General features: G+C 64.5%; 28 protein-coding genes. 8 read left to right on the top strand and 20 right to left on the bottom strand.

Features of this window, described 5'->3' with window-relative positions:
* Nucleotides 1-113 precede the first annotated feature (113 nt).
* Complete coding sequence (gene pip, locus LRS11_RS03520) at nucleotides 114-1,085, top strand: prolyl aminopeptidase (RefSeq protein WP_260495538.1); 972 nt, start codon at nucleotides 114-116, stop codon at nucleotides 1,083-1,085.
* On the top strand, nucleotides 1,082-1,519 hold the full coding sequence (dtd, locus tag LRS11_RS03515) for a D-aminoacyl-tRNA deacylase (RefSeq protein ID WP_260495537.1): 438 nt from the start codon (nucleotides 1,082-1,084) through the stop codon (nucleotides 1,517-1,519). Before pip ends, dtd begins: the two co-directional genes overlap by 4 nt.
* A gap of 353 nt (nucleotides 1,520-1,872) precedes the next feature.
* Here dtd and LRS11_RS03510 read toward each other — a convergent pair whose 3' ends face one another.
* The 10 genes from LRS11_RS03510 to ubiE all read right to left on the bottom strand — a co-directional run bounded on the left by LRS11_RS03510 (nucleotide 1,873) and on the right by ubiE (nucleotide 8,298).
* On the bottom strand, nucleotides 1,873-2,286 hold the full coding sequence (locus LRS11_RS03510; RefSeq protein ID WP_260495536.1) for a UPF0158 family protein: 414 nt from the start codon (nucleotides 2,284-2,286) through the stop codon (nucleotides 1,873-1,875).
* A gap of 51 nt (nucleotides 2,287-2,337) precedes the next feature.
* Nucleotides 2,338-3,045 (bottom strand): 16S rRNA (uracil(1498)-N(3))-methyltransferase, encoded by a 708-nt coding sequence (locus LRS11_RS03505; RefSeq protein ID WP_260495535.1) that lies wholly within the window; start codon nucleotides 3,043-3,045, stop codon nucleotides 2,338-2,340.
* A complete protein-coding gene (gene tatC / locus LRS11_RS03500; RefSeq protein ID WP_260495534.1) occupies nucleotides 3,042-3,830 on the bottom strand; it encodes a twin-arginine translocase subunit TatC in 789 nt (262 codons plus the stop codon). Before tatC ends, LRS11_RS03505 begins: the two co-directional genes overlap by 4 nt.
* Nucleotides 3,827-4,186 carry a Sec-independent protein translocase protein TatB gene (tatB, locus tag LRS11_RS03495; RefSeq protein WP_260495533.1) on the bottom strand — a complete coding sequence of 120 codons (360 nt, stop codon included), beginning with the start codon at nucleotides 4,184-4,186 and terminating at the stop codon, nucleotides 3,827-3,829. The genes tatC and tatB overlap by 4 nt, the downstream gene beginning before the upstream one ends.
* Before the next feature lie 9 nt (nucleotides 4,187-4,195).
* A complete protein-coding gene (locus LRS11_RS03490) occupies nucleotides 4,196-4,459 on the bottom strand; it encodes a twin-arginine translocase TatA/TatE family subunit (RefSeq protein WP_260495532.1) in 264 nt (87 codons plus the stop codon).
* A 21-nt stretch (nucleotides 4,460-4,480) separates the two neighbouring features.
* Complete coding sequence (locus LRS11_RS03485; RefSeq protein ID WP_173209970.1) at nucleotides 4,481-4,816, bottom strand: phosphoribosyl-ATP diphosphatase; 336 nt, start codon at nucleotides 4,814-4,816, stop codon at nucleotides 4,481-4,483.
* Nucleotides 4,809-5,210, bottom strand: coding sequence for a phosphoribosyl-AMP cyclohydrolase (hisI, locus tag LRS11_RS03480; protein WP_260495531.1), 402 nt, complete (start codon nucleotides 5,208-5,210; stop codon nucleotides 4,809-4,811). Before hisI ends, LRS11_RS03485 begins: the two co-directional genes overlap by 8 nt.
* 117 nt (nucleotides 5,211-5,327) lie before the next feature.
* Nucleotides 5,328-6,917, bottom strand: coding sequence for a ubiquinone biosynthesis regulatory protein kinase UbiB (ubiB, locus tag LRS11_RS03475; protein ID WP_260495530.1), 1,590 nt, complete (start codon nucleotides 6,915-6,917; stop codon nucleotides 5,328-5,330).
* Nucleotides 6,914-7,528, bottom strand: coding sequence for an SCP2 domain-containing protein (locus tag LRS11_RS03470; protein ID WP_260495529.1), 615 nt, complete (start codon nucleotides 7,526-7,528; stop codon nucleotides 6,914-6,916). The genes ubiB and LRS11_RS03470 overlap by 4 nt, the downstream gene beginning before the upstream one ends.
* A complete protein-coding gene (ubiE, locus tag LRS11_RS03465; RefSeq protein ID WP_260495528.1) occupies nucleotides 7,528-8,298 on the bottom strand; it encodes a bifunctional demethylmenaquinone methyltransferase/2-methoxy-6-polyprenyl-1,4-benzoquinol methylase UbiE in 771 nt (256 codons plus the stop codon). The genes LRS11_RS03470 and ubiE overlap by 1 nt, the downstream gene beginning before the upstream one ends.
* Before the next feature lie 114 nt (nucleotides 8,299-8,412).
* Between ubiE and LRS11_RS03460 the strand changes: the two genes are divergently transcribed.
* The 4 genes from LRS11_RS03460 to LRS11_RS03445 all read left to right on the top strand — a co-directional run bounded on the left by LRS11_RS03460 (nucleotide 8,413) and on the right by LRS11_RS03445 (nucleotide 10,806).
* Entirely contained in the window at nucleotides 8,413-8,691 is a 279-nt protein-coding gene (locus LRS11_RS03460; protein ID WP_160078213.1) for a polyhydroxyalkanoic acid system family protein, read from the top strand.
* A gap of 119 nt (nucleotides 8,692-8,810) precedes the next feature.
* Entirely contained in the window at nucleotides 8,811-9,254 is a 444-nt protein-coding gene (locus tag LRS11_RS03455) for a phasin family protein (protein WP_260495527.1), read from the top strand.
* Nucleotides 9,255-9,265: 11 nt separating this feature from the next.
* Complete coding sequence (locus tag LRS11_RS03450; protein ID WP_260495526.1) at nucleotides 9,266-10,024, top strand: phasin family protein; 759 nt, start codon at nucleotides 9,266-9,268, stop codon at nucleotides 10,022-10,024.
* A 209-nt stretch (nucleotides 10,025-10,233) separates the two neighbouring features.
* Entirely contained in the window at nucleotides 10,234-10,806 is a 573-nt protein-coding gene (locus LRS11_RS03445) for an integrase arm-type DNA-binding domain-containing protein (RefSeq protein ID WP_260495525.1), read from the top strand.
* Between the two features lie 447 nt (nucleotides 10,807-11,253).
* Here the strand turns inward: LRS11_RS03445 and LRS11_RS03440 are convergent, their stop codons facing one another.
* From LRS11_RS03440 to LRS11_RS03395, 10 genes are all read right to left on the bottom strand, one after another.
* Nucleotides 11,254-11,868, bottom strand: a complete 615-nt coding sequence (locus LRS11_RS03440) for a TetR/AcrR family transcriptional regulator (protein ID WP_260495524.1) — start codon at nucleotides 11,866-11,868, stop codon at nucleotides 11,254-11,256.
* A 77-nt stretch (nucleotides 11,869-11,945) separates the two neighbouring features.
* A complete protein-coding gene (phaC, locus tag LRS11_RS03435) occupies nucleotides 11,946-13,628 on the bottom strand; it encodes a class II poly(R)-hydroxyalkanoic acid synthase (protein WP_260495523.1) in 1,683 nt (560 codons plus the stop codon).
* A 156-nt stretch (nucleotides 13,629-13,784) separates the two neighbouring features.
* On the bottom strand, nucleotides 13,785-14,642 hold the full coding sequence (phaZ, locus tag LRS11_RS03430) for a poly(3-hydroxyalkanoate) depolymerase (protein ID WP_182832251.1): 858 nt from the start codon (nucleotides 14,640-14,642) through the stop codon (nucleotides 13,785-13,787).
* A gap of 200 nt (nucleotides 14,643-14,842) precedes the next feature.
* Nucleotides 14,843-16,522 (bottom strand): class II poly(R)-hydroxyalkanoic acid synthase, encoded by a 1,680-nt coding sequence (gene phaC / locus LRS11_RS03425; RefSeq protein ID WP_260495522.1) that lies wholly within the window; start codon nucleotides 16,520-16,522, stop codon nucleotides 14,843-14,845.
* 268 nt (nucleotides 16,523-16,790) lie between these two features.
* The gene (locus LRS11_RS03420; protein ID WP_260495521.1) at nucleotides 16,791-17,162 is read right to left on the bottom strand and encodes a DUF971 domain-containing protein; all 372 of its coding nucleotides are present in this window, start codon (nucleotides 17,160-17,162) and stop codon (nucleotides 16,791-16,793) included.
* A 55-nt stretch (nucleotides 17,163-17,217) separates the two neighbouring features.
* Nucleotides 17,218-18,558: an HslU--HslV peptidase ATPase subunit gene (hslU, locus tag LRS11_RS03415; protein ID WP_260495520.1), complete on the bottom strand. Its 1,341-nt coding sequence runs from the start codon at nucleotides 18,556-18,558 to the stop codon at nucleotides 17,218-17,220.
* A 27-nt stretch (nucleotides 18,559-18,585) separates the two neighbouring features.
* Entirely contained in the window at nucleotides 18,586-19,116 is a 531-nt protein-coding gene (hslV, locus tag LRS11_RS03410) for an ATP-dependent protease subunit HslV (RefSeq protein WP_160492516.1), read from the bottom strand.
* Between the two features lie 97 nt (nucleotides 19,117-19,213).
* Nucleotides 19,214-19,903, bottom strand: coding sequence for an SPOR domain-containing protein (locus tag LRS11_RS03405; RefSeq protein ID WP_260495519.1), 690 nt, complete (start codon nucleotides 19,901-19,903; stop codon nucleotides 19,214-19,216).
* Nucleotides 19,904-21,643: an arginine--tRNA ligase gene (argS, locus tag LRS11_RS03400; RefSeq protein ID WP_260495518.1), complete on the bottom strand. Its 1,740-nt coding sequence runs from the start codon at nucleotides 21,641-21,643 to the stop codon at nucleotides 19,904-19,906.
* A 300-nt stretch (nucleotides 21,644-21,943) separates the two neighbouring features.
* Nucleotides 21,944-24,163: a primosomal protein N' gene (locus LRS11_RS03395; protein WP_260495517.1), complete on the bottom strand. Its 2,220-nt coding sequence runs from the start codon at nucleotides 24,161-24,163 to the stop codon at nucleotides 21,944-21,946.
* 162 nt (nucleotides 24,164-24,325) lie between these two features.
* Between LRS11_RS03395 and rpmE the strand changes: the two genes are divergently transcribed.
* Together rpmE and LRS11_RS03385 are read left to right on the top strand one after the other, a co-directional pair.
* Nucleotides 24,326-24,538 carry a 50S ribosomal protein L31 gene (gene rpmE / locus LRS11_RS03390; RefSeq protein ID WP_260495516.1) on the top strand — a complete coding sequence of 71 codons (213 nt, stop codon included), beginning with the start codon at nucleotides 24,326-24,328 and terminating at the stop codon, nucleotides 24,536-24,538.
* A gap of 26 nt (nucleotides 24,539-24,564) precedes the next feature.
* Nucleotides 24,565-25,365, top strand: a complete 801-nt coding sequence (locus tag LRS11_RS03385) for a thermonuclease family protein (protein ID WP_260495515.1) — start codon at nucleotides 24,565-24,567, stop codon at nucleotides 25,363-25,365.
* The last annotated feature ends 1 nt before the right edge of the window (nucleotide 25,366 follow it).

Below are 25,366 nucleotides of genomic sequence, written 5' to 3'. Positions count from 1 at the left end.
CGCCACGATAGATGTTCGGCACCTGATCAAAAGGGACCTTAAAGTCTGCGCGGGATGGCTGGCACATACGCCGCTACCGGGCAGTCTCTTTCGCACAGATTCGGGAGTGCAGCATGCAGACTTTGTATCCGGAGATTAAACCCTTTGCCCGCCACGAGTTGGCGGTGCAGGAACCGCACGTCCTCTATGTGGACGAAAGCGGTACTCCGGATGGGCTGCCGGTGGTGTTTATCCATGGCGGCCCGGGTGCCGGCTGCGATGGCGCCAGCCGCCGCTATTTCGATCCCAACCTGTATCGCATCGTCACCTTCGACCAGCGTGGCTGCGGCCGCTCCACCCCGCATGCCAGCCTGGAGAACAACACCACCCAGGAGCTGGTGGCCGACATGGAGCGCATCCGCGAGCACCTCGGCATCGACAAGTGGGTGCTGTTCGGCGGCTCCTGGGGTTCGACCCTGGCGCTGGCCTATGCCCAGGCCCACCCCGAGCGGGTCCACGGGCTGATTCTGCGCGGGATCTTCCTGTGCCGCCCGCAGGACTTCCACTGGTTCTACCAGGAAGGCGCCAGCCGCCTGTTCCCGGATTTCTGGGAAGACTACCTGGCGCCGATCCCGGCCGATGAGCGTGGCGACCTGATGCAGGCGTTCTACAAGCGTCTCACCGGCCCCGACCAGATCGCCCAGATGCATGCGGCCAAGGCCTGGTCGACCTGGGAAGGGCGTACCGCCACCCTGCGCCCCAATCCGCAGGTGGTCGATCGCTTCAGCGAGCCGCACCGCGCCCTGTCGATCGCTCGCATCGAGTGCCACTACTTCGTCAACAATGCCTTCCTCGCCCCCGATCAGCTGCTGCGCGATATGCCGAAGATCGCCCATCTACCGGGCGTGATCGTACATGGCCGCTACGACCTGATCTGCCCGCTGGACAACGCCTGGGCGCTGCACCAGGCCTGGCCCAACAGCGAGCTGCAGATCATCCGCGATGCCGGTCACGCCGCCGCCGAAGTCGGCATCACCGATGCCCTGGTGCGCGCCGCTGACCAATTGGCGCGGCGCCTGCTCGACCTGCCCCTCGAAGAAGCATGAAGGCACTGATCCAGCGCGTGCGCGGCGCACGTGTCGAAGTGGCCGGCGAAATCGTCGGCGCCATCGACCAGGGCCTGCTGGCGCTGGTTGGCGTCGAGCCGCAGGACAACCCCGCCAGTGTCGCCAAACTGCTGCACAAGCTGCTCAATTACCGCGTGTTCAGCGATGCCGAGGGCAAGATGAACCTGTCGCTCAAGGACGTTGGCGGCGGCCTGCTGCTGGTCTCGCAGTTCACCCTGGCCGCCGATACCCAAAGCGGCCTGCGCCCGAGCTTCTCCAGCGCGGCGGCGCCGGCGCTTGGCGCTGAACTGTTCGAGCAGTTGGTCGAGCTGGCCCGCCAGCAACATCCGCAAGTGGCCACCGGACGTTTCGGTGCCGACATGCAGGTGCACCTGGTCAACGACGGGCCGGTGACCTTCCTGCTGGAAAGCTGAGCGCCGTACTTTTTCTCCGTTGTCGCTTGTAGCCCGGATGCAATCCGGGATCGGAGTCGCCTGCTTCCCGGATTGCATCCGGGCTACTCTGGCACCGCTGCGCACCCTGGTCGCCCTATATGCAGAAGCCACAGCCTGCAGAGGTGCAGGCCACGGTGGCCTGATACAGCGTCCCTCTCCCCAACCCTCTCCCATAAATGGGAGAGGGGAAGAAGCGGCTCCGTGCGAGCCCTGGTCCACGTTGCCACGGGGTAGTCACCCCTCGCCCGTTTACGGGAGAGGGGCCGGGGGAGAGGGCGCCAGCACCCTGGGTGCACGGGATCTTTTCACGCACCAGGGCCGTAGTGTTCGTTCTACGCACGCAGCTCCAGCTGATTCTCCGCCAGCCAATCCAGCGCCAGCTCGCGCAGGCGCTCGGCCTCGAAGGCCTGCCAGGCGGCGCGCACGCTGGGGAACTGGCTGATGGCGTTGTGGAAGCTGCGCAGCGGCTTGCGACTGTCCAGGGCGGCTTGCAGGGCGGTGTAGGCGCCCAGTTGTTCGACTTCCGGGAGGAACTCGGCCATCAGCGCGAGCATCGCCCCGGGCGTCAGGCTGTCCACCGCCAGCAGGCGCTCGGGCTCTTCTTCCAGCAGCTGTTCGATCTGCGGATCGGCGCCTACAGGTGGAATGTCGAGAATCCTGCCGCTGAGCAGGTCGAGGCGAAAGTCGCAGTCGGCGCTGATGAAGGCGGCGGCCAGGCGGTCGAGGTCGATGGTCAGTGGGCGCATGACGGTCTCCGCAGGGCTGGAGGTGTAGTCAGACTATGCCGAAATCGATGATCAGAACAACCGCGCCAGCAGCGCCGGCACCGCCGTTTCCACGCGCAGGATGCGTTCGCCCAGCTGCACTGGCGTAAGGCCCGCCTCGCGCAGCTTGTCCACCTCGTAGGGAATCCAGCCGCCTTCCGGGCCGATGGCCAGGGTCACCGCCTGCTCGACCGCCCGTGGGCAGGCGGGAAAGTCGCCGGGATGGCCGACCAGGCCGAGGCTGCCGACGGCCATTCCCGGTAGTTGGTCTTCGACGAAGGGCTTGAAGCGTTTCTCGATGAGTACTTCGGGCAGCACGGTGTCGCGCGCCTGTTCCAGGCCGAGGATCAGTTGCTCGCGCAGCGCCTGCGCTTCGAGGAAGGGGGTCTGCCAGAAGCTCTTTTCCACCCGGTAGCTGTTGAGCAGGATCAGCCGTGGCACGCCCATGGCGCTGACCGTCTGCAGCACGCGTTTGAGCATCTTCGGCCGCGGCAGGGCCAGCAGCAGGGTCAGTGGCAGCTTAGCTGGCGGCGGCTGGTCCAGGCTGACCTGCAGTGCGGCGTGTTGCTCAGTCAGTTCCAGCAGGCTGCCGCTGCCCATCAGGCCGCCGAGGCGGCCGACCCGCAGGCTGTCGCCGACGGCGGCGCGGTGCACTTCCTGCAGGTGTTTGAGGCGTCGCCCGGCGAGGACGACGCGATCCGCCGCGACGAAGTCGGCGTCTTCCAGCAGCAGCAGGTTCACGGCAGCGTGGCGGGCGGCTGGTCGCCGGCGTCGTCGTCCGGTTCATGCTCGCTGCGCTTGCGCACCAGGCCGCCAAACAGCAGGCCGACCTCGAACAGCAGCCACATCGGCACGGCCAGCAGGGTCTGCGAGAAGATGTCCGGCGGGGTGAGGATCATGCCGACCACGAAGCAGCCAACGATCACGTAGGGCCGGCTCTTCTTCAGCGTGTCGATGTCGATCACGCCGACCCAGATCACCAGGAAGGTCGCCACCGGGATCTCGAAGGCCACGCCGAAGGCGAAGAACAGGGTCAGGACGAAGTCCAGGTACTCGTTGATGTCGGTCATCATCGCCACCCCTTCTGGAGTCACGCTGGCGAAGAAGTGGAAGATCAGCGGGAATACCAGGAAGTAGGCGAAGGCCATGCCGCCGTAGAACAGCAGGATGCTGGAGACCAGCAGGGGCATGGCGATGCGTTTCTCGTGCTTGTACAGCCCCGGCGCGATGAAGCCCCAGACCTGATGCAGGATGATCGGCACGGCGAGGAACAGCGCGCACCAGGCGGTCAGCTTGAACGGCGTGAGGAACGGCGAGGCGACGCCGGTGGCGATCATCGTCGCGCCTTCCGGCAGGTAGGCGCGCAGCGGTGCGGAGACGATGGTGTAGATGTCCTGGGCGAAGTAGAACAGTCCGGCGAAGACGATGAAGATGGCGATCACGCAGCGCAGCAGGCGCGAGCGCAGTTCGGTGAGGTGCGCCACCAGGGGCATCTCGGCATCCGGTTCGGCTTTGGATTCACTCATGGCAGGCGCGAAGGCTCCGAAGGCGGGACAGGGGCGCTGGCGAGCGGGCTCGGGCTGGCTTCGGCCGCGCTGGGCACTGCGTCGGCCGGATCCGTGCCGGGGCCGATCGCCGGGGGCAGGATCGACTGCTTGAGCTCGCGTTCCATCTGCAGGATCTGCTCGTTATGCAGCTGGCGGCGCACCTCGTCGGCGCCGATCTCGCGCTCCACTTCGGCCTTGATCGCACTGAAGCTGCGCTTCAGCCGGCCGACCCACAGGCCGGCCGTGCGCGCTGCAGCGGGCAAGCGCTCGGGGCCGAAGACGATCAGCGCCACCAGGCCGACCAGCAGCAGTTCGGAAAAGCCGATATCGAACATGGCCTGGGGTCAGTCCTTGCGCGCAGGCTCTTCGACCCGCTGGGCCTGGGCGTCGATGGTCTGCGGCTTGTGCAGCTGCTCGCCGGCGGCCGGGGCTGGTTGTTGTTGCTGCGTCTCGGCGGGCTTGTCGCCTTCCTCGGTGTTCATCGCCTTGCGGAAGCCCTTGATGGTTTCGCCCAGGTCGGAACCGAGGTTCTTCAGGCGCTTGGTGCCGAACACCAGTACCACCACGATCAGAATGACGACCCAGTGTTTCCAGTCGAAAATACCCATGTAATCAGTCCTCGCTAATGATCAATCGGATGTGGGGCGGGCCGCTTTTTCAACATGCCCGGACAAGCCGAAACGCCGGTCCAGCTCGTCCAGCACGGCCTGTGGATGCTGGCCGAGGGCGGCGAGCATGATCAGGCTGTGGAACCAGAGGTCCGCGGTTTCGTAGATCAGGTCGCTGCAATCGCCGTTGATGGCTGCGTCCTTGGCCGCAAGAATGGTTTCGATCGACTCTTCGCCGACCTTCTCCAGAATTTTGTTGAGGCCCTTGTGATACAGGCTGGCCACGTAGGAGCTGTCCGGCGCCGCGCCTTTGCGCGCCTCCAGCACCTCGGCCAGGCGGGTGAGGGTGTCACTCATGCTGGTGTTCCGTATGGTAGATGGCGTGCGGGTCTTTCAGTACCGGATCGACGGTGTGCCACGCGCCATCTTGCCACACTCGGTAGAAGCAACTTTCGCGCCCGGTATGGCAGGCAATCCCGCCGAGCTGTTCGACCATCAGGATGATCACGTCGGCATCGCAGTCCAGGCGTAGCTCGTGGAGCTTCTGCACATGGCCGGACTCCTCGCCCTTGCGCCACAGCTTGCCACGCGAACGTGACCAGTAGATGGCACGCTGCTCCGCGGCGGTGAGGGCCAGGGCCTCGCGGTTCATCCAGGCCATCATCAGCACGCGCCCGGTTTTGTGATCCTGGGCGATGGCCGGAACCAGGCCGTCTTCGTTCCAGGTAATTTCGTCGAGCCAGTCAGTCATCGCTATTCCGCCCATCCGGGCTTGTCTCATGCTGCGCTGGGCGCAGCCGGTAAATGCTGGTGCAGGTGCTGCACACAATTGGCGCTCGGCTAGTGTGCCAGCCGCAGCCGGCACTGGCTATCGACGCAGGATCAGCAGCAGACCGGCGCTCAGGCTGAGCCAGGCGGCCCAGCTGGCAACGGCCAGGCTCAGGCCCTGGCTGACGCCGCCGGCGATCAGTGCCGCGCCAACCAGGCGCAGTGGCCAGGCATGCGTGGGTGCGGCCGCCACGGGGGCGGCTGCGGGTTGCTGGTTGAGGCGCTCCAGGGTGTCGCGGGCCATCTGCGACAGGTGCGGCACCTGCTCGGCCTGCTGCTGCAGGTTGCGCAGCAGGTGCAGCGGGCTGATGCGCTCACGCATCCAGCGTTCGAGGAAGGGCTGTGCGGTGCTCCACAGGTCCAGATCCGGGTACAGCTGGCGGCCCAGGCCTTCGATATTCAGCAGGGTCTTCTGCAGTAGCACCAGCTGCGGCTGCACTTCCATGTTGAACCGCCGTGCGGTCTGGAACAGGCGCAGCAGCAGCTGGCCGAAGGAGATGTCTTTCAGCGGCTTCTCGAAGATCGGCTCGCAGACGGTGCGGATCGCCGCTTCGAAATCATTCACTTTGGTCTCGGCCGGCACCCAGCCGGAGTCGATGTGCAGCTGGGCCACGCGGCGGTAGTCGCGCTTGAAGAAGGCGATCAGGTTGCGCGCCAGGTAGTCCTGGTCCTCGGGGGTGAGGCTGCCGACGATGCCGCAGTCAATGGCAATGTACTGCGGGCTCCACGGCGTGCGGGTGCTGACGAAGATGTTGCCGGGGTGCATGTCGGCATGGAAGAAGCTGTCGCGGAACACCTGGGTGAAGAAGATTTCCACGCCGCGCTCGGCCAGCAGTTTCATGTTGGTGCGCTGGTCGGCCAGGGTGGCCATGTCGGTCACCGGCACGCCGTAGATGCGCTCCATCACCAGCACTTTCGGTCGGCACCAGTCCCAGTACACCTGCGGTACGTAGAGCAGATCGGAGCCGTCGAAGTTGCGTCGCAGCTGGCTGGCGTTGGCCGCCTCGCGCAGCAGGTCGAGTTCGTCGTAGATGGTTTTTTCGTAGTCGCTGACCACTTCCACCGGGCGCAGGCGGCGGGCATCGGCCGAGGCCTTCTCGGCCAGGCGCGCGGCGAGGTACAGCCAGGCCAGGTCCGAGCGGATGATCGGCTTGAGACCGGGGCGGATCACCTTGACCACTACTTCCTCGCCGCTCTTCAGTTGCGCGGCATGCACCTGGGCCACCGAGGCCGAGGCCAGCGGTTCGACCTCGAAGCGGGCGAAGACTTCAGCGACGCTGGCACCGAGCTGTTCTTCGATGCGCGCCACCGATTCGGCGGCGGGGAAGGGCGGCACCTGGTCCTGCAGCTTGGCCAGCTCGTCGGCCATGTCCGGTGGCAGCAGGTCGCGACGGGTGGAAAGCAGCTGACCAAACTTGATGAAGATCGGCCCGAGGTCTTCCAGGGCCAGGCGCAGGGCTTCGCCACGGCTCAGCTGGGACGGGCGGCGCGGCAGCCAGCGCCAGGGCAGGGCGAAGCGCAGCACGCGCATCCAGGTAGGCAGCGGCAGGTGCAGCAGCTGGTCGTCGAGGCGGTAGCGAATCACTACGCGCAGGATGCGCAGCAGGCGGCGGGCGGCAAGCAGCTTCATTCGGAGGGTTTTACCTTGCGGGCGAGATGCTCGATGCGCGCGTCGAGGCGGTCGAGGGCGAGCTTGAGGTGGTCGAGTTCGGCGAAGCGCGCATCGGCCTCGCGCTGGCCGACCAGGTGGCGCGATTCTTCGCTGAGGTAGTCGGCGAGGTTGTGGCGCAAGCTGTCCAGGCTGTTGCCGGCCCAGTTCACCCGGCTACGCAAGTGGCCGCCGAGCAGCTGGCTGCCGACCGGGCCGAGCCAGCGCGACAGCTCGTACTCCCAGTCCAGTTCGAGGTCCTGGAGGATCTTGGTCAGCTCCAGCAGGGCGGCGCTGTCGCCATCCAGTTCGACTTCCGGGCGATGCAGAACGCTGGTCTTGTCCTTGGCCAGGGCCAGGCGCAACAGGCTGGCAGCCGGGGCGCGCAGGGTGCAGTCGGCGCCACTCCACTGGCTGGCCAGCTGCAGGCCCTCGCCGCTGGGCAGGAGGAACAGTTGCAGGGCCGGGCTCTGGCAGTCGATGGCGATGACCTTGCCGTCCAGCCGGGCCAGGCGCGGCAGCGCGGTGCTGTCCATGGCCAGCACGCGGTTGAGGCCGTGTTCGACGCCGGCCAGTAGCCCGCTCAGCAGCATCAGGGCTTGATGCCGCGGTGCAGGGCGACGATGCCGCCGGTCATGTTGTGGTAGGTCACGCGCTCGAAGCCGGCCTCGACCATCATCGCCTTGAGGGTGTCCTGGTCCGGGTGCATGCGGATCGATTCGGCCAGGTAGCGGTAGCTTTCCGAGTCATTGGTGATCAGCTTGCCGGCCAGCGGCATGAAGGCGAACGAGTAGGCGTCATAGGCCTTGGCCAGCAGCGGGCTGGCGGGCTTGGAGAACTCCAGTACCAGCAGGCGGCCGCCCGGCTTGAGCACGCGCAGCATGGAGCGCAGGGCGTCTTCCTTGTGGGTGACGTTGCGCAGGCCGAAGGCGATGGTGACCACGTCGAAGTGGTTGTCGGGGAACGGCAGTTTTTCCGCGTCGGCCTGGACGAATACCACGTTGCCGGCCACGCCCTTGTCGAGCAGGCGGTCACGGCCGACTTTCAGCATCGACTCGTTGATGTCAGCCAGCACTACTTCGCCGCTCGGGCCGACCAGGCTGGAAAACTTGCGCGCCAGGTCGCCAGTGCCGCCAGCGATATCCAGCACGCGATTGCCCACGCGTACGCCGGACAGTTCGATGGTGAAACGCTTCCACAGGCGGTGCATGCCGCCGGACAGCACGTCGTTCATCAGGTCGTATTTGGCCGCTACCGAGTGGAACACCTCGGCGACCTTCTCGGCCTTCTGGCTTTCCGGGACGTCCTGAAAGCCGAAGTGGGTGGTCGGTTCGCTGTCGTGGGCCTTGCGCGGGTCGTTCATGTCGCGGTCACCGGAATCAAAGTGGCGGCCATTCTAAACCCGTGGCCGGCCTTTGTCTTGGCGCCAGGCGGCGCGGTATAGTCGTGCGACACCAGGTCGCTGTCGGAGTTGTGCATGGCCCGTATCACCGTCGAACGTTCCCATTCCCTTGGCCGCGAAGCCGCTCGCGAAAAAGCCGAGATGCTCGCCGAGCGCCTGGCGCGCGAATACGACGTGAAATACCGCTGGGCCGGCGACACCCTGGAGTTCAAACGCAGTGGCGCTGACGGCACTATCGAAGTGAGTGCCGATCAGGTGCGCGTCAAACTCAACCTCGGCCTGCTGCTGTCGGCCCTGGGCGGCACCATCAAGCGCGAAATTGAAGACACCCTGGACAAACATCTGCAGGCTTGAAAGCCAGGGTGGACAATCTATTTCGCCACCTAGTATGTGATTTCTAATTTTTCTCCCTACCTTGAGCTCAAGTCCTGCGAAAGGACCAACTTTCCATCACTTTGAGCGTGAGGTGCCCCATGGCCACTAAAGCCGTCGTTAAGAAGCAAGCCGAAGTCGAAAGCAAAGCTACCGTCCTGACCGATGTGAAGGCCTACGCCCACAAGGTCTGGCTGGCCGGTCTGGGTGCCTATGTCAAGGCAGGCCAGGAAGGTGCTGACTACTTCAAAGAACTGGTCAAGGCCGGTGAAGGCGTCGAGAAGCAAGGCAAGAAGCTGGTGAACGAGCAGGTCGAAGCTGCCAACAGCCAGATCACTACTCAGCTGGAAAGCGTCAAGACCAGCGTTTTTGGCGTTAAAGAGAAAGTTGAAGTGCAGCTCGATAAGGTCGAAAAAGCGTTCGACAATCGTGTTGCCAGCGCGCTGAACCGCATGGGTATTCCCTCCAAGCAAGACGTTGAGGCACTCTCTGCTAAGCTGGACGAGTTGAATGCATTGCTTGAACGTGTCGCGCGTACCCAATAAGGAGAGGCAGGATGGCTGTTAAAAAACCTACCGCTGCAAAACCCGCAGCTAAGAAGCCAGTGGCGAAGAAGGAAACCAGTTCCTGGATCGGCGAGATCGAGAAGTACTCGCGGCAGATCTGGCTGGCTGGCCTCGGCGCCTATTCCAAGGTCAGCAAGGACGGCACCAAGCTGTTCGACGGTCTGGTCAAGGATGGCGAGAAAGCCGAGAAACAAGCCAAGACTGAAGTCGACAAGCAGCTGGGCGCGGTGAAAACCACCGTCGACTCCACTGTCGGTTCGGCCAAGTCGAAAGTCGACGAAGTCAAAGACAAGGCCCTGGGCAAGTGGAACGAACTGGAAGAGGCTTTTGACAAGCGTCTGAACAGTGCGATCTCCCGCCTCGGTGTGCCGAGCCGCAACGAAGTGAAGGCGCTGCAGGCCAAGGTCGACACCCTGACCAAGCAGATCGAGAAGCTCACCGGTGTATCGGTGAAGTCGGTCGCCAAGCCAGCTGCCAAAGTTGCCGCCAAGCCTGCAGCTAAACCAGCCGCCAAGCCGGTTGCCAAAGCTGCTGCCAAGCCTGCGGCTAAACCGGCTGCCAAGCCGGTCGCCAAAGCTGCTGCCAAGCCTGTTGCGAAACCGGCTGCCAAGCCGGCAGTAGCGAAGAAGCCGGCTGCACCGAAAGCTGCCGCCAAGCCGGCCGCTGCCAAGCCTGTTGCTCCGGCCGCTGCACCCGCAGCTGCTGCGGCTCCGGTAGCTGCTCCGGTAGCACCTGCTACCCCGTCCTGAGTTTCCGCTCAGCACCACAAACGCCCGGCCTAGTGCCGGGCGTTTGCGTTTCTGGTGCCTTCCACTGCTTTCCGGTTGAGCCTAGATTCTACGAGGCTTGCAGCCTATTATCCGTCCACTGATGCCCACTCAAATAAGCCACCATCCGGGGCGAAAGTGTGGGAACAAGTGTGGGAACAGATGCCGTTCCCACACCCGTGGAGGGCGATGTGGCAAAGCTAAACCCCAAGCAAGTGGAAAACCTGAGCGAGCCTGGCAGCTATGAAGACGGCGACGGCTTGCGGCTTGTTGTGAAAGCGGCAGGCGGCAAGTCCTGGGTGTTGCGCTATCAGTTCGCGGGTAAACGCCGCGATATGGGCTTGGGGAGCTATCCCGAGATCAGCCTTAAAGCCGCCCGCCTGGCTGTGGCTGAGCAGCGCCGTTTGATGGCTTCCGGTACTGACCCCATGGCCGCCCGTGATGCTGAGCGGGAGCGCCAGCAAGAAGCCCAGCGCCAGCGACTGGCCCGCAGCGTCACCTTCGAGAAACTGACCACGGACTACATCGCCGCCCATGGCGCGCAATGGTCGGCGGAATGGCTGCAAGGCTGGCGCTCAAAAATGGAGCGTTACGCCTTCCCCGTGCTGGGCAAGCTGGCTGCCACTGATATTCAGACCGAGCACGTCCTAAAAGTGCTGCAACCCATATGGGCCGACAAAACCCGTACCGCTGACGAAGTACGTAACCCCCCAGCGCAATGGCGCAGCGCATGGATATGCTTGCGCCATTGCGCCAAACAGTAACGGCGCAGCGCCAAACACCAGCGGCGCATCGGCGCAGCGTTCCCCCGCTGGAGCACCCGAACCTCTGGGCAGTGGTATCTCGCGCGCGCGCGCGACCGCTATTTTCTGCCCGCATGGCGAGGCCGCCCAAGAGGTCGCAGGAAGCATGCCGGCTGATCTGCTGGCGCTGGCATGGATTAACCCTGCGTGCGCTGCTGGAGCCGCTGGGGGTGGCATGGTGATGGGGTATTGCAGTCGCAGTACCGTAGGCGAGCTGGTGCTGCCCTGGTATCTGGGGAGCTGGTCGGCTGGCTGATCCTAGGCTATGACCAACCCCAAACCGATGGGGCACGCAACGCCAAAGTGTGGGAATAAGTGTGGGAACAGACTGTTGATTTAGTAGGGGCAGTTAGCAACTGCAGGGCTTCTAGCTTGATAGCGCCCGGCCTAGTGCCGGGCGTTTGCATTTCAGGCTTGCAGGTAGCGCTGGGCGATATGTTCGGCGGCGTGGCGTGAGCCTGGGGTGAGGTGGGGCGCGACCAGCATCATGATCTGGTAGACCACCAGGCGCACTTCACCATCGGCACCGACGATGCGCTGGTAGTCGAGGGAGAACAGCAGAGTCAGGGTGATCTGCTCGACCAGTTGACCGAGAGACTGGGTTTCGCTGAGCAGCTGGCCTTCGGCCTTGAGGCGGGCCAGCAGGGTGGCCAGGGTGCGCTTGAGCTGGTTGAGCCACTGGCGAATGCCGCGGGCCAGCTTGGGCAGGCGTCCGGCCAGGTTGGACAGGTCCTGGAAGAAGAAGCGGTACTGCGCCAGGCGTTCGACGATCAGGTGCAGGAACAGCCAGTAGTCCTCGGCGCCCAGTTCGACATCCAGCGGCGGATCCAGCAGCGGCGCCATATCGTTCTGGAAGCGCTCGAACAGCTCCAGAATCACCGGCTCCTTGCCATGGAAGTGGTAATACAGATTGCCTGGGCTGATGCCCATTTCATTGGCGATTTCGAGGGTGGAGACGTTGGGTTCGCCCTCCTGGTTGAACAGGGTCAGGGCGCATTCGAGTATGCGGTCGCGAGTCTTCATTCCATGAGCATTTTATGGCCGCGGGGCTTCGACGATAACCGGCCGAGCGCTGCCCGGCCAGTCGTTTTCACTGTGCTTCAGCGTATATGCACATAGGTGCCGGGTGCGGCTTCCATGGCGGGGTACTTGCTGTTGCCGATGGCGACCTGGGTCTCGCGCCGCTCACCCGAGCGCTGCTGAATCCACTCCAGCCACGCGGGCCACCAGCTGCCTTCAAGTTTCTTCGCGTCGTAGTACCAGGCGCGGTGATCGGAGCTGAGCTTGCCGTTTTCCATGAAGGTGGCTTTGGGGTTGCCCGGCGGGTTGAGGATGCTCTGGATATGCCCGCTGTTGGACAGTACGAAGCGACTGCTGCCGCCCAGCAGCAAGGCCGAGCGATACACCGACTCCCAGGGCGTGATGTGGTCGTTGATGCCGGCCACACTGAAGCTGTCCAGGTTGACCTTGCTCATGTCGATGGGGGTGCCGCAAATTTCCATGGCGCCGCTGCGGGTCAGCGGGTTGTGCTTGAACAGTTCCAGCAGGTCGCCGTGCAGGGCCGCCGGCAGGCGGGTGTTGTCGTTGTTCCAGAACAGGATGTCGAACGCTGGCGGCTCCTTGCCGAGCAGGTAGTTGTTGACCCAGTAGTTCCAGATCAGGTCATTGGGGCGCATCCAGGCGAACACCCGGGCCATGTCGCGGCCATCCAGCACGCCGCTCTGGTAGGAGCGGCGCTTGGCCGACTCCAGGGTTTGTTCATCGGCGAACAGCATTGCCGGGCTGTCGACCTGGCTGTCCAGCAGGCTGACCAGGTAAGTGGCGCAGCCGATCTTGCGCAGCTGTTTCTTGGCCTGCAGGTGGCCTTGCAGGGCCGCGATGGTCAGGCCGCCGGCGCAGGCGCCGATCAGGTTGACCTCTTTGCTGCCGGTAATCGCGCGGCACACTTCGCTGGCTTCTTCGAGGGCCTGCACGTAGCTCGACAGGCCCCACTCGCGATGGCGCGCGTCCGGGTTGCGCCAGCTGATGGCGAAGGTCTGCAGGTCATTCTTCAGGCAGTACTGGATGAAGCTCTTTTCCGGGCTGAGATCGAAAATGTAGTACTTGTTGATCTGCGGCGGGACGATCAGCAGCGGCGTGGCGAACTGCTTTTCGCTCATCGGCTTGTAGTGAATCAGCTCCAGCATTTCACTGCGGAACACCACAGCGCCGTTGGTGGTGGCCAGGTTGCGGCCGACCTCGAAGGCCTGCTTGCTGACCTGGCTGGGCAGCCCGCTGTTGTGCAGCAGGTCGTCGAGCATATGCCGCGCACCGCGCAGCACGCTGCTGCCACCGGTATTGAACAGCTCCTTGATCGCCTGCGGATTGAGCAGGCTGTTGGAGGGGGCGATGGCGTCGTTGAGCAGCGAGAACAGGAAGTGCGCGCGGGTGCGGTCATCCGGCGACAGGTCGCTCTCGTCGATCCATGCCTTGAGCTGTTTCTGCCAGGTCAGGTAGGCCTGCAGGCTACGGCTGTAGAACGGGTTGAGCTGCCAGGTCGGATCGCTGAAACGGGCGTCCTGCGGGTTGGGTTTGTGCAGCGTGTCACCCAGCATCACACGGCCGAGCTGTTTGCCGAACGCAAGGGCGTGGCGAGCGCTGTGCACGGGCTGGCGCAAGCCCTGGAAGGCCAGGGTGCGCAGGGTGGAGAACAGGTCACGGCCGCGCAGGCCAACCATGGCACTTTGCGCGTTCATGAAGTTTGCGGGTACCGGCAAGGATCCCGGTGCAGTCTTTTCACGCATGGGGCAGGCTCCGTCGTCAAACTGTCACGCTAATGACAGCAAGGCTTGTACCAAGGCGCGCCGGAAGGCATTCCAGACTGCCGCGCGAACATCCGTTTAGTCCGGCGGGGCCCTGTGTGGGGGCAAGCCTGCCGGGGCAGCACTACAGTTGTGCGATCAGTGACCGCGAATAGGCGTGGGTTGCGGGTGCATCACGGCGCGTCGCCGTTCTTCCTCGAGGAACTTCATGATGATCGGCGCCACGGCCTCGGCACGGGTCACCAGGAACAGGTGGCCATCGTCGATGATGTGGAATTCCGAGTTGGGGATGCGCCACGCCAGCAGACGCATGTTGACCAGCGGAATCAGCGGGTCGTCATCGCCGGCCAGTACCAGCGTAGGCTGCTTGATTCGATGTAGCCAATGGATGCTGGTCCAGCCGAGGCCGGCGAACAGCTGCCAGTAGTAGCCCATCTTGCCGCCCGAGCGGACCTTGCTGGCGTGCGCCAGGGCTAGCTTGGGGTCGCGACGGAAGGCGCCGCCGTAGATATCCGGGGCGATATGCACGCCGTACGACGGCTGGATATAGCGGCGCGGGCTGGCCATGCGCCAGAGCACCTTGGGCTTGCCGGGCACCATTACGGCGCCTGCGGAGGTGGCGGCCAGCACCAGCTTCTTGCAGCGCTCGGGATAGTCGTGGGCAAACTGCTGGGCCAGTGCGCCACCCCAGGACACGCCGATGGCGTTGACCTGGCCGTAGTCCAGGTAGTCGAGCATGCGTGCGGCCAGCTTGGCCAGACCGGGGAAGCGATAAGGCGTGTTCGGTGTCGACGAGCCGCCGACGCCGGGCACATCGAAGGCGATGACTTCCAGTTCCGGGTCGAGGGCCTGGACGAAAGGCATGACCAACTCGAGGTTGGCGCCAATGCCGTTGAAGATCAGCAATGGCGTGAGCTTGCTGTTGCCGGGACGGACCGCCGTGCGGATGGTTTGGCCATCCAGTTCGATGGTACGGAATGCGAAAGGTTGCGGCATGCGCTGAGCCCTATGGTTTGATCCGTGGCGAGCCGACATCCAACGCGGCTCTCCAGTGACCCACCGGGAGGGTGGGCAGGCACTGCTCCGGCCATACGGCGCCGGAGCGGTGAGCGGCACTTCCAGGTGCCGCGGGCAGTACTGCGCAAGGTGCAGCGGTGCAAGTGGTGCTGTTGTTGGTAATGGCGTGCAGCAAATGCTTAGCGCTCGTGTACATAAGTGCCGGGCGCTGCTTCGCCAGGCTGATAAGCCTTGTTACCGAGGCTGCTAGGCGACTTCTTCAGTTTGCCCGAGCGATCGGCCAGCCAGGTCTGCCAGTGCAGCCACCAGGAGTCAGCGTGCTTGGTCGCGCTGGCCTGCCAGGCGCGCGGGTCAAGCGGCATCTCGGTGTTGGTCATGTAGCGGGCCTTGGGGTTGCCTGGCGGGTTGAGAATGCTCTGGATATGCCCGCTGTTGGATAGCACGAAGTCAACCTTGCCGCCGAACAGGTGCGCCGACTTGTAGCAAGCGTCCCACGGGGTGATGTGGTCGGTGGTGCCGGCCAGGCAGAACAGGTCGCAGGTGACCTGCTTGAGGTCGATCGGCGTACCGCAGACTTCCAGCGCACCGGCGCGAGTCAGCGGGTTGGTCTTGAACATCTCGATGAATTCGCCGTGCAGGGCGGCCGGCAGGCGCGTGGTGTCGTTGTTCCAGTAGAGGATATCGAACACCGGCGGCTCGTTGCCGAGCAGGTAGTTGTTGACCCAGTAGTTCCAGATCAGGTCGTTCGGACGCATCCAGGCGAACACCTTGGCCATGTCGCTGCCTTCCAGTACGCCGGACTGGTAGGAACGGCGCTTGGCAGCCTCGAGGGTTTTTTCGTCGGCGAACAGCGCGACCTGGGTGTCCAGTTTGGTGTCGAGCACGCTGACCAGCAGGGTCAGGGCATGCACCTTCTGCTCGCCGATGGCGGCATAGTGGCCGAGCAGGGAGGCGGTGGTCAGGCCGCCGGAGCAGGCGCCGAGCATGTTCACGTCCTTGCTGCCGGTGATCGACAGGACCACCTCGATGGCTTCCTTGAGCGCCTCGATGTAGCTCGACAGGCCCCACTCGCGCTGGGCCTTGGTCGGGTTGCGCCAGCTGACCACGAAGGTCTGGATGCCGTTGCGCAGAAGGAAGCGCGCGACGCTCTTTTCCTGCGACAGGTCGAACACGTAGTACTTGTTGATCTGCGGCGGCACCACCAGCAGCGGGCGCTCCTGCACCTGCTCGGTGATCGGCTTGTACTGGATCAGTTCCAGCAGGTCGTTGCGAAACACCACGGCACCGTCGCTGGTGGCGAGGTTCTTGCCGACTTCGAAGGCATCCATGTTGACCTGGCTGGGCATGCCACCGTTGTGCACGATGTCCTTGGCCAGGTGCGACAGGCCGTCGAGCAGGCTCTTGCCGCCGGTCTCGAAGAAGCGCTTGACTGCGGCCGGGTTGGCCATGCTGTTGGTCGGTGCCATAGCTTCGGTCATCAGGTTGATGACGAAGTGACCGCGGCTGGTGTCCTGCTCGGTGAGGTTGCTGTCCTCGATCCACTCATGCAGTTCCTTGCGCCAGGCCAGGTAGGTCTGCAGGTAGCGGCGGTACAGCGGGTTCTGACTCCAGGCCGGGTCGGCGAAACGACGGTCGCCTTCCTCGGGGGTCAGTTCCGATTGACCGAGCAGAACGTTCTTCAGCTCGAAGACGAAATGGGTGGCATGTTTGGCGCTGTGGAACGGTTGCTTCAGTGCCTGGGAGAGCACCATGCGGGCAGAGCTGAGGATGTCCTTGCCACGCAAGCCAATTACCGGGTTGAGACCCAAGGTGCTTTCCGAGGCCTGCTGTTTCAAATCTTCGTTGTTCTTGTTGCTCATCTACGACGCTCCATTGTCCTGAGACGAATACCTGCACGCTGACACAGGGCGAGGGGCTGGTACTGCTCGGGTTACCGGTTGCGGAAGTTCTCCGCGATTTCTCAACATTTGGCTTTGCCAAATGCATGGAACCTGCCAGTTCCTTGGTTACCCGAGTTTCTGCTTTTGCGCAAGTTCGCTAATCCTGATTGCACGGCGCGCGGCAGTATGCCCGGGTGCATTAGAAAGTGCGCCCTAACCATGTAACGCGTATGACGGCAGGCGCGATCTAGAGCATCAGCTTGACGATGGACTCGTTCGCATCGCGACTTTTTCCGGCCTTGGCCAGTTGCGCGAGGTAGTCGGCCCAGAGTTCGTCGTGGCGGGTCGCCAGTTGATAAAGATAGTCCCAGGTGAACAATCCGCTGTCATGGCCGTCGTCGAAGCACAGTTTCAGTGCGTAGTTGCCAGCCGGCTCCAGGCTGCTCAGGCCGACGTCGAGCTTGCCGGTTTGCAGGATGGGTTTGCCGTGACCCTGCACCTCGGCCGAGGGCGAGTGCACGCGGAGGAATTCGGCGCTCAGGGTATAGCTCTGTGCGTCGTACTGCAGCTCGAGGGTCTTCGACGCCTTGTGCAGTTTGATCGCGGTGGGCATGCGCATGGCGGTGCTTCCGAGTAACGGGTGGATAACGCTGGGCATTATCCACCCGCTGCCATCAGAGGATATAGCGCGACAGGTCTTCGTTCTGCGCCAGCTCGCCGAGGTGGCTGTTGACGTAGGCGGCGTCGATGCGGATCGGTTCGCCGTTCTGCTGGCCGGCGAGGTCACCGGCGCTGAAGGAGACTTCTTCGAGCAGGCGTTCGAGCAGGGTGTGCAGGCGGCGTGCACCGATGTTCTCGGTCTTCTCGTTGACCTGCCAGGCGATCTCGGCGATGCGCTTGATGCCGTCGGCGAGGAACTCGATACCCAGGCCTTCGGTGTTCAACAGCGCGGCGTATTGCTCGGTCAACGAGGCGTGCGGCTCGGTGAGGATGCGCTCGAAGTCTTCGGGCGACAGGGCCTTGAGCTCGACGCGGATCGGCAGGCGGCCCTGCAGCTCGGGCACCAGGTCGCTCGGCTTGCTCAGGTGGAAGGCGCCGGAGGCGATGAACAGAATGTGATCGGTCTTGACCATGCCCAGCTTGGTGTTGACCGTGCAGCCTTCGATCAGCGGCAGCAGGTCGCGCTGCACACCTTCGCGCGACACATCGGCGCCGCCGACATTGCCGCGCTTGGCGACCTTGTCGATTTCGTCGATGAATACGATGCCGTTCTGTTCCACCGCTTCCAGGGCCTTGGCCTTGAGTTCTTCCTCGTTGACCAGGCGCGCGGCTTCCTCGTCGCGCACCAGCTTGAGGGCTTCCTTGACCTTGAGCTTGCGGCTCTTCTTCTTGCCCTTGCCGAGGTTGGCGAACAGGCTTTGCAGCTGGTTGGTCATCTCCTCCATGCCGGGTGGGGTCATGATCTCGACGCCGGCTGCTTGCTCGGCAACCTCGATATCGATTTCCTTGTCGTCCAGCTGGCCTTCGCGCAGGCGCTTGCGGAACAGCTGGCGGGTGTTGGAATCCTGGCTGGGTGCTGGGTCTTCGTTGAAACCAGTGCGCGCCGGCGGCAGCAGGGCATCGAGGATGCGCTCCTCGGCGGCGTCTTCGGCACGGTGCTGGACGCGGACGATCTCCTGCTCGCGCAGCAGCTTGATGGCGGCGTCGGCGAGGTCGCGGATGATCGACTCGACGTCACGGCCGACATAGCCGACTTCGGTGAATTTAGTCGCTTCCACCTTGATGAACGGTGCGTTGGCCAGCTTGGCCAGACGGCGGGCGATCTCGGTCTTGCCGACGCCGGTAGGACCGATCATCAGGATGTTCTTCGGCGTGACTTCCTGGCGCAGCTCGGCCGGCAGCTGCATGCGCCGCCAGCGGTTGCGCAGGGCGATGGCCACGGCGCGCTTGGCGTCGTCCTGGCCGATGATGTGGCGGTTGAGCTCGGAAACGATCTCGCGGGGCGTCATGGACATGCAGCGTTACTCCAGCAGAAGCCGTGCTTATTCAGCGCAGTCTTCTTCTTCGATAGTCAGGTTCTGGTTAGTGAAGACACAGATGGAGCCGGCAATGTTCAATGCGGTTTCGGTGATTTCACGGGCGGAGAGATCGGTTTTCTGCAGCAGGGCCATGGCTGCGGCCTGGGCGAAGCCGCCGCCGGAGCCCATTGCGATCAGGCCATGCTCGGGTTCGACTACGTCACCGTTGCCGGTGATGATCAGCGAGGCATCCTTGTTGGCCACCGCCAGCATCGCTTCCAGGCGGCTCAGACTACGGTCGGTACGCCAGTCCTTGGCCAGCTCGACGGCGGCACGCACCAGATGGCCCTGGTGTTTCTCCAACTGGCCTTCGAAGCGCTCGAACAGGGTGAAGGCATCGGCGGTGGCGCCAGCGAAGCCGGCCAGCACCTGACCGTGATAGAGGCGCCGGACTTTCTTGGCGTTGCCTTTCATCACGGTATTGCCGAGCGATACTTGGCCGTCGCCGCCCATGACGACTTTGCCGTTGCGGCGCACTGAAACGATGGTGGTCAAGGGGAGAGTCTCCACGCAGCGGGGCGAAGTTGCCCGGATGGAGAATCAGATGGGGTGAACGGCCCGGCTTTTCAACCGGCCGCTCACAAATTGGCGATCAACGCGACTGGCGTTGCTGTAACAGCAGATTGCTGAAGCCGCTGCCGGCCAGCTGTTTCTGTGCGCTGGCCAGCTGCTCGCGGTTGGCGTACGGGCCGACCAGTACGCGGTACCAGGTTTCCTCGCGCACCGTGCCGGATTCCACTTGCACGTTCTGGCCGAGCAGGATGATCTGCGCGCGCACCTTGTCGGCATCGTCCTGTTTGCGGAACGAGCCGGCCTGGAGGAAGAACAGGGTTCTGGTTGGCGCCTTGGCGATGACCGGCGGTGGTGGCGGGGTCTGGCCATTGAGCAGGGCTTCGGCGCGGGCGGCGTCGATCTTCGCTGCTTCTTCCGGGGTGACCGGTTTGCTTTCGGCGGCCTGTTTTTCGGTCGGCAGGGCCTCCGGCGGCACGATGACCTCGGATTCCGGCAATAGGGTGTAGAAGTCGTACTTGGGCTTGACTGCTTCTGGCTTGCTTTGTGGCTTGGCCTGAGTCGTGGTCTGCGCGCCGCTCGGGCGCTGGGCGTCTTCGGGTTTGGCGCGCTTGACGTCATCGCGGCCCGGTTCGAGGCTGAACAGGAACACCATGAAACCGCCGATCACCAGGCCGCAGGCCAGCCACACCCAACCCGGTACCGGGCTTTTCGCCGGGGCCTGGTAGCGACTGGCGCCGCGCTTGGGGGCTGGCTTCTTCTTCGCTGCCACTTACATACGCTCCAGGGTGTCCAGGCCGAGCAGCTGCAGGCCCTGCTTGAGGGTGCGGCCGGTCAGCGCAGCCAGGCGCAGGCGGCTGTTGCGCACGGCCTCGTCCTCGGCACTGAGGATCGGGCAGTTCTCGTAGAAGCTGGAGAACAGCCCGGCCAGGTCATACAGGTAGGCGCACAGCAGGTGCGGGGTGCCCTTGTCGGCGATGCCGTTGAGGACATCGGCGAACTGCGCCAGCTTGCCGGCCAGGGCCTGCTCCTGCTCGGCGCCCAGGCGGATCTGCCCGCCGATTTCCTCGACGCTCTTGCCCAGCTTGCGGAATACGCTGGCCACGCGGGTGTAGGCGTACAGCAGGTAGGGCGCGGTGTTGCCCTCGAAGCTCAGCATCAGCTCGAAGTTGAAGCTGTAGTCGCTGGTGCGGTGCTTGGACAGGTCGGCGTATTTCACCGCGCCGACGCCCACGGCGCGGGCGATCTGGCGCAGCTCGGCTTCGTCCAGCTCGGGGTTCTTGCCCTTGACCAGGGCGTAGGCACGCTCTTCGGCTTCGTTGATCAGATCGACCAGCTTCACCGTGCCGCCATCGCGGGTCTTGAACGGGCGGCCATCGGCGCCGTTCATGGTGCCGAAGCCCATGTGCTCGAGCTGCATGTCGGCGGGGACGAAGCCGGCCAGGCGCGCGGCGCTGAAGACCATCTGGAAGTGCAGGGCCTGACGCTGATCGACGAAGTACAGGGCGCGGTCAGCCTTCAGCACGTTGGCCCGGTAGCGGGTGGCGGCCAGGTCGGTGGTGGCGTACAGGTAGCCGCCGCCGGCCTTCTGCACGATCAGCGGTAGCGGGTTGCCTTCGGCATTCTTGAACTCGTCCATGAACACGCACTGGGCGCCGTCGCTTTCGCTGAGCAGGCCCTTGGCCTTGAGGTCGGCGACCACGTTGGCCAGGTCGTCGTTGTAGGCGCTCTCGCCTTTCACGTCGGCCATGCTCAGCTTGACGCCGAGGCGGTCGTACAGGGCCTGGCAGTGGCTCAGGGAGATGTCGTTGAAACGGTGCCACAGGCGCAGGCACTCGGCGTCGCCAGCCTGCAGCTGGACCACCAGCTCGCGGGCGCGGTCGGCAAATTCGGGCGACTCGTCGAAGCGCTTCTTCGCCGCGCGGTAGAAGTTCTCCAGGTCGGCCAGCTCGCTTTCGGCGGCCGCCGGGTTTTCCTGCATATAGGCCAGCAGCATGCCGAACTGAGTGCCCCAGTCGCCGACGTGGTTCTGCCGGATCACTGTGTCGCCGAGGAACTCCAGCACGCGCGCCACGCCGTCGCCGATGATGGTCGAGCGCAGGTGGCCGACGTGCATTTCCTTGGCTAGGTTGGGCGCCGACAGGTCGACCACCACGCGCTGCGCCGGGCCGGCCTTGCGCACGCCGAGCTGGGCGTCGGCCAGCGCCGCTTCCAGGCGCTGGGCCAGGGCATCGCTGTTCTGGAAGAAGTTGAGGAAGCCGGGGCCGGCGATGTCCACCTTGCTCACTTCGGCATCGGCCGGCAACGCGGCGACCAGTTTCTCTGCCAGCTCGCGCGGCTTCATGCCGGCCGGTTTGGCCAGCATCATGGCGATGTTGCTGGCGAAGTCACCGTTGCTCTTGTCCTTGGTGTTCTCCACCTGGATCACCGGGCTCAGGCCCTCGGGCAGCACGCCCTCGGCGGTGAGGCGGGTCAGGGCTTGCTGGATCAGGTGGCGAATGTTGTCTTTCATGGTCTGCTCGGTCGGCCGCGGCTGGTCGAAAACTGGGCATTATCCGCGGCTGGAGGGCAGTGCTTCAAGCTTTGCCCGTAGCCCGGATGAAATCCGGGAGGTTTGTGCCCCGGATTTCATCCGGGCTAGCAGGCTGTTGAAAAACGTTGGCGAGGCAGCCAGCGCAAGGCAAAAACAGGCGAAAAAGCGCAGTTTACGAGCTGTAAATGAGCATTTTGAGCCTGTTTTTAACGCCGCGATGGCAACGCAGGTAGTTTTTCAACAGCCTGCTAAGCCTGTCGGGCAGCACAAGATTGAGCCTCAGAACAGGTCGATCGGGTCGACATCCAGCGACCAGCGCACGGCACGGCCGCCCGGCATCGCCTCGAGAATCGGCAGCCAGGCGGCCAGCAGCTTGTGCAGCGGTACGCGGCTGCTGGATTGCAGCAGCAGCTGGGCGCGATGGCGGCCGGCGCGGCGTTCCATCGGTGCCGGCACAGGGCCGAGCAGCTCGATGGCGGGCAGGCGCAGTTCCTGCTGCAGCTGTTCGGCGTAGCTGCAGGCCTCATCCAGGAAGCCTTCGGCCTGGCCCGGCTTGTGCGCTTCGGCGCGCAGCAGGGCGAGGTGGGCGAAGGGCGGCAGGCCGGCGCCACGGCGCTCGCTCAGGGCCTGCTCGGCGAAGGCCGGATAGCCCTGCTCGGTGAGCTGGACCAGCAGCGGGTGGTCGGCCAGGTGCGACTGGATGATTACCTTGCCCGGCTCCTCGGCGCGCCCGGCGCGGCCTGCGACCTGGACGATCAGCTGGGCCATGCGCTCGCTGGCGCGAAAATCCGCCGAGTACAGGCCGCCGTCGGCGTCGAGGATCGCTACCAGGGTGACGCGCGGGAAGTGGTGCCCCTTGGCCAGCATCTGCGTGCCGACCAGGATGCACGGTTCGCCACGGCTGATGGTGCTGAACAGCTTGTCCATGCTGCCCTTGCGCGCCGTGGTGTCACGGTCGATGCGCAGCACCGGGAAGCTGGGGAAGAGGATGTTCAGGCGCTCCTCGGCGCGCTCGGTGCCGGCGCCGACCGGGCGCAGGTCGACCTTGCCACAGTCCGGGCACTGCCGTGGCGGGCGTTCGGCATGCCCGCAGTGGTGACAGCGCAGCTCGCCGGAGCGTTGGTGTAGGGTCATCCGTGCATCGCAGCGCTGGCACTGGCTGATCCAGCCGCAGTCGTGACACAGCAGGGTCGGGGCGAAGCCGCGGCGGTTGAGAAACACCAGCACTTGCTGGCCGGCGGCCAGGGTCTGGCCGATGGCCTGTTGCAGCGGGCCGGAGATGCCGGAGTCGAGCGGCAGGCTCTTCACGTCCAGGCGCAGGAAGCGCGGTGGCTGGGCGCCGCCGGCGCGCTGGTTGAGCTTGAGCAGGGCGTAGCGGCCGGCATGGGCGTTGTGCAGGCTTTCCAGGGATGGCGTGGCGGAGCCGAGGACGATCGGCAGGTTCTCCTGGCGGGCGCGCACCAGGGCCAGGTCGCGGGCGTGGTAGCGCAGGCCTTCCTGCTGCTTATAGGAGGCGTCGTGCTCCTCGTCGATGATGATCAGCCCGGGACTCTTCAGCGGGGTGAACAGTGCCGAGCGGGTACCAATGACGATATCCGCCTCGCCATCGCGCGCCGCCAGCCAGGCGTCCAGGCGCTCGCGGTCGTTGATCCCGGAGTGCAGCAGGGCGATGCGTGCATTGAAGCGGCGGGCGAAGCGCTCCAGGGTCTGCGGCCCCAGGTTGATCTCCGGGATCAGCACCAGTGCCTGCTTGCCGGCTTCCAGGCACTGGTGGATCAGCTGCAGGTAGACCTCGGTCTTGCCGCTGCCGGTAACGCCATACAGCAGGAAGGCGCCGAAGTCGTCCATGCCCGACTGGATAGCGGCGAAGGCGGCGCGCTGCTCGGCGTTGAGCGGCAGTTCCGGCTGTGCCAGCCAGCCACCATGACGCACCAGGGGCGCGCTGCGGCGCACTTCGACCTGCACCAGATCCTTTTCCAGCAGCAGGTCGAGGCTGTCCTTGTTCAGTAGTAGTTTGCTCAGCAGGCTATGCGCCACGCCATGCGGGTGCTGGGCCAGGGTGCGCAGGGCTTCGCGCTGGCGTGGTGCGCGGGTCAGGCGCGGGTCATTGAGGTCGGCGTCTGGGGCTGCGTGCCAGAAGCGCTCCTGGCGCGCTTCGGCCGGCTCGCCCTGACGCAGTAACACTGGCAGGGCCCAACTCAGGGTGTCGCCGAGGCTGTGCTGGTAGTACTGAGCGGTCCATAAACACAGCTTGAACAGTGCTGGTGGCAGCGGCGTGCGGCGGTCGAGCAGTTCCAGGGCCGGCTTGAGCTTGTCCAGGGGCACTTCGCTGTGCTCGACCACTTCGATCAGCACGCCGATCATCTCGCGGCGACCGAACGGCACGCGCAGGCGCATACCCGGCTGCAGGGCGCTGCGCGGCACGCCGGCGGGGGCGCGGTAGTCGAACAGACGGCGCAGCGGCGAGGGCAGGGCGAGGCGTAGAATGGTGTCGGGCACAGCAGGCTCCCAGTGAACGCGGCGATGCTAACACGGCCACACGTCGCCCTGACGGGCCGGTGGCTTGCGCGGATGGCGTGCTCTGGTATGATCCGCGGCCTATTTCCGTGCGGTACTTGGCAGCAAGCCAAGTGGCGGCACACTTAAACCGAGGAAAACACGATGAAAGCCGATATCCATCCGCAGTACGAAGAAATGGTTGCAAGCTGCAGCTGTGGCAACGTGATCAAGACCCGTTCCACCCTGTGCAAGCCGATGAGCCTGGACGTCTGCTCCGAGTGCCACCCGTTCTACACCGGCAAGCAGAAAATGCTGGATACCGGCGGCCGTGTTGATCGCTTCAAGCAGCGCTTCGGCATGTTCGGCGCCAAGTAAGCGGCCGAGCTGCCACGGAAGACCTGATGGGTTATTCCGCGCTGCTGAAAAAGGCGTCCCTAGTGGGCGCCTTTTTCGTTTCCGTCTTCCTGATTGCTCCGGTATGGGCGTTCTGCCCTGCGCCAGGCAAGCTGCCGCAGGCCAAGGTCGAGCGGGTGGTGGACGGCGACACCCTGCGCCTGGCCGATGGCCGCAGTGTGCGCCTTATCGGCCTGAATGCGCCCGAGCGCGCTCGCGACGGGCGTCCGGCCGAGCCTTTCGCCGAGGCGGCGCGTAAGCGTTTGCAGGCGTTGGTCGCGGCCAATGACGGGCGGGTCGGCCTGCGCCAGGGTGACCCGGCGCGCGATCACTACGGGCGCACCCTGGCCCATGCCTACGATGCCGCTGGGGGTAATCTGGAAGCGCAGCTGCTGGCCGAGGGCCTGGCCTATCGGGTGGCGTTCGCTCCGGATAGTGGCTTGGTCGACTGTCAGCAGGTGGCTGAGCGCCAGGCGCGCAGCGCGCGGCTCGGGCTGTGGCGACAGGCTCAGTTGATCACTCCGCAGGCAGTCAAACGAGGCGGCTTCGCCTTGGTGCGCGGGCGCGTGGTGAGCGTGCAGCGCAATCGCGGTGGGCTGTGGCTCGAACTCGACGGTCCGCTGGTGCTGCGGGTGGCGCCCAAGCTGTTGCGCTATTTTGATGTCGAGGCCCTGCAGCGCCTCGACGGGCGTCAGGTCGAGGTGCGCGGCTGGGTGGTTGACCGGGCGCGCCAGGGCGGCGTAAAACCGGGGCAGGCACGCTGGATGTTGTCGCTCAGCCATGCGGCCATGCTTGAGGTGTTGCCATGAT

This window comes from Pseudomonas sp. J452 (assembly GCF_024666525.1).
GTDB lineage: Bacteria > Pseudomonadota > Gammaproteobacteria > Pseudomonadales > Pseudomonadaceae > Aquipseudomonas.
The sequence above is the reverse complement of the archived record's forward strand: the minus strand, read 5'-3'. Positions and strand labels throughout refer to the sequence as shown.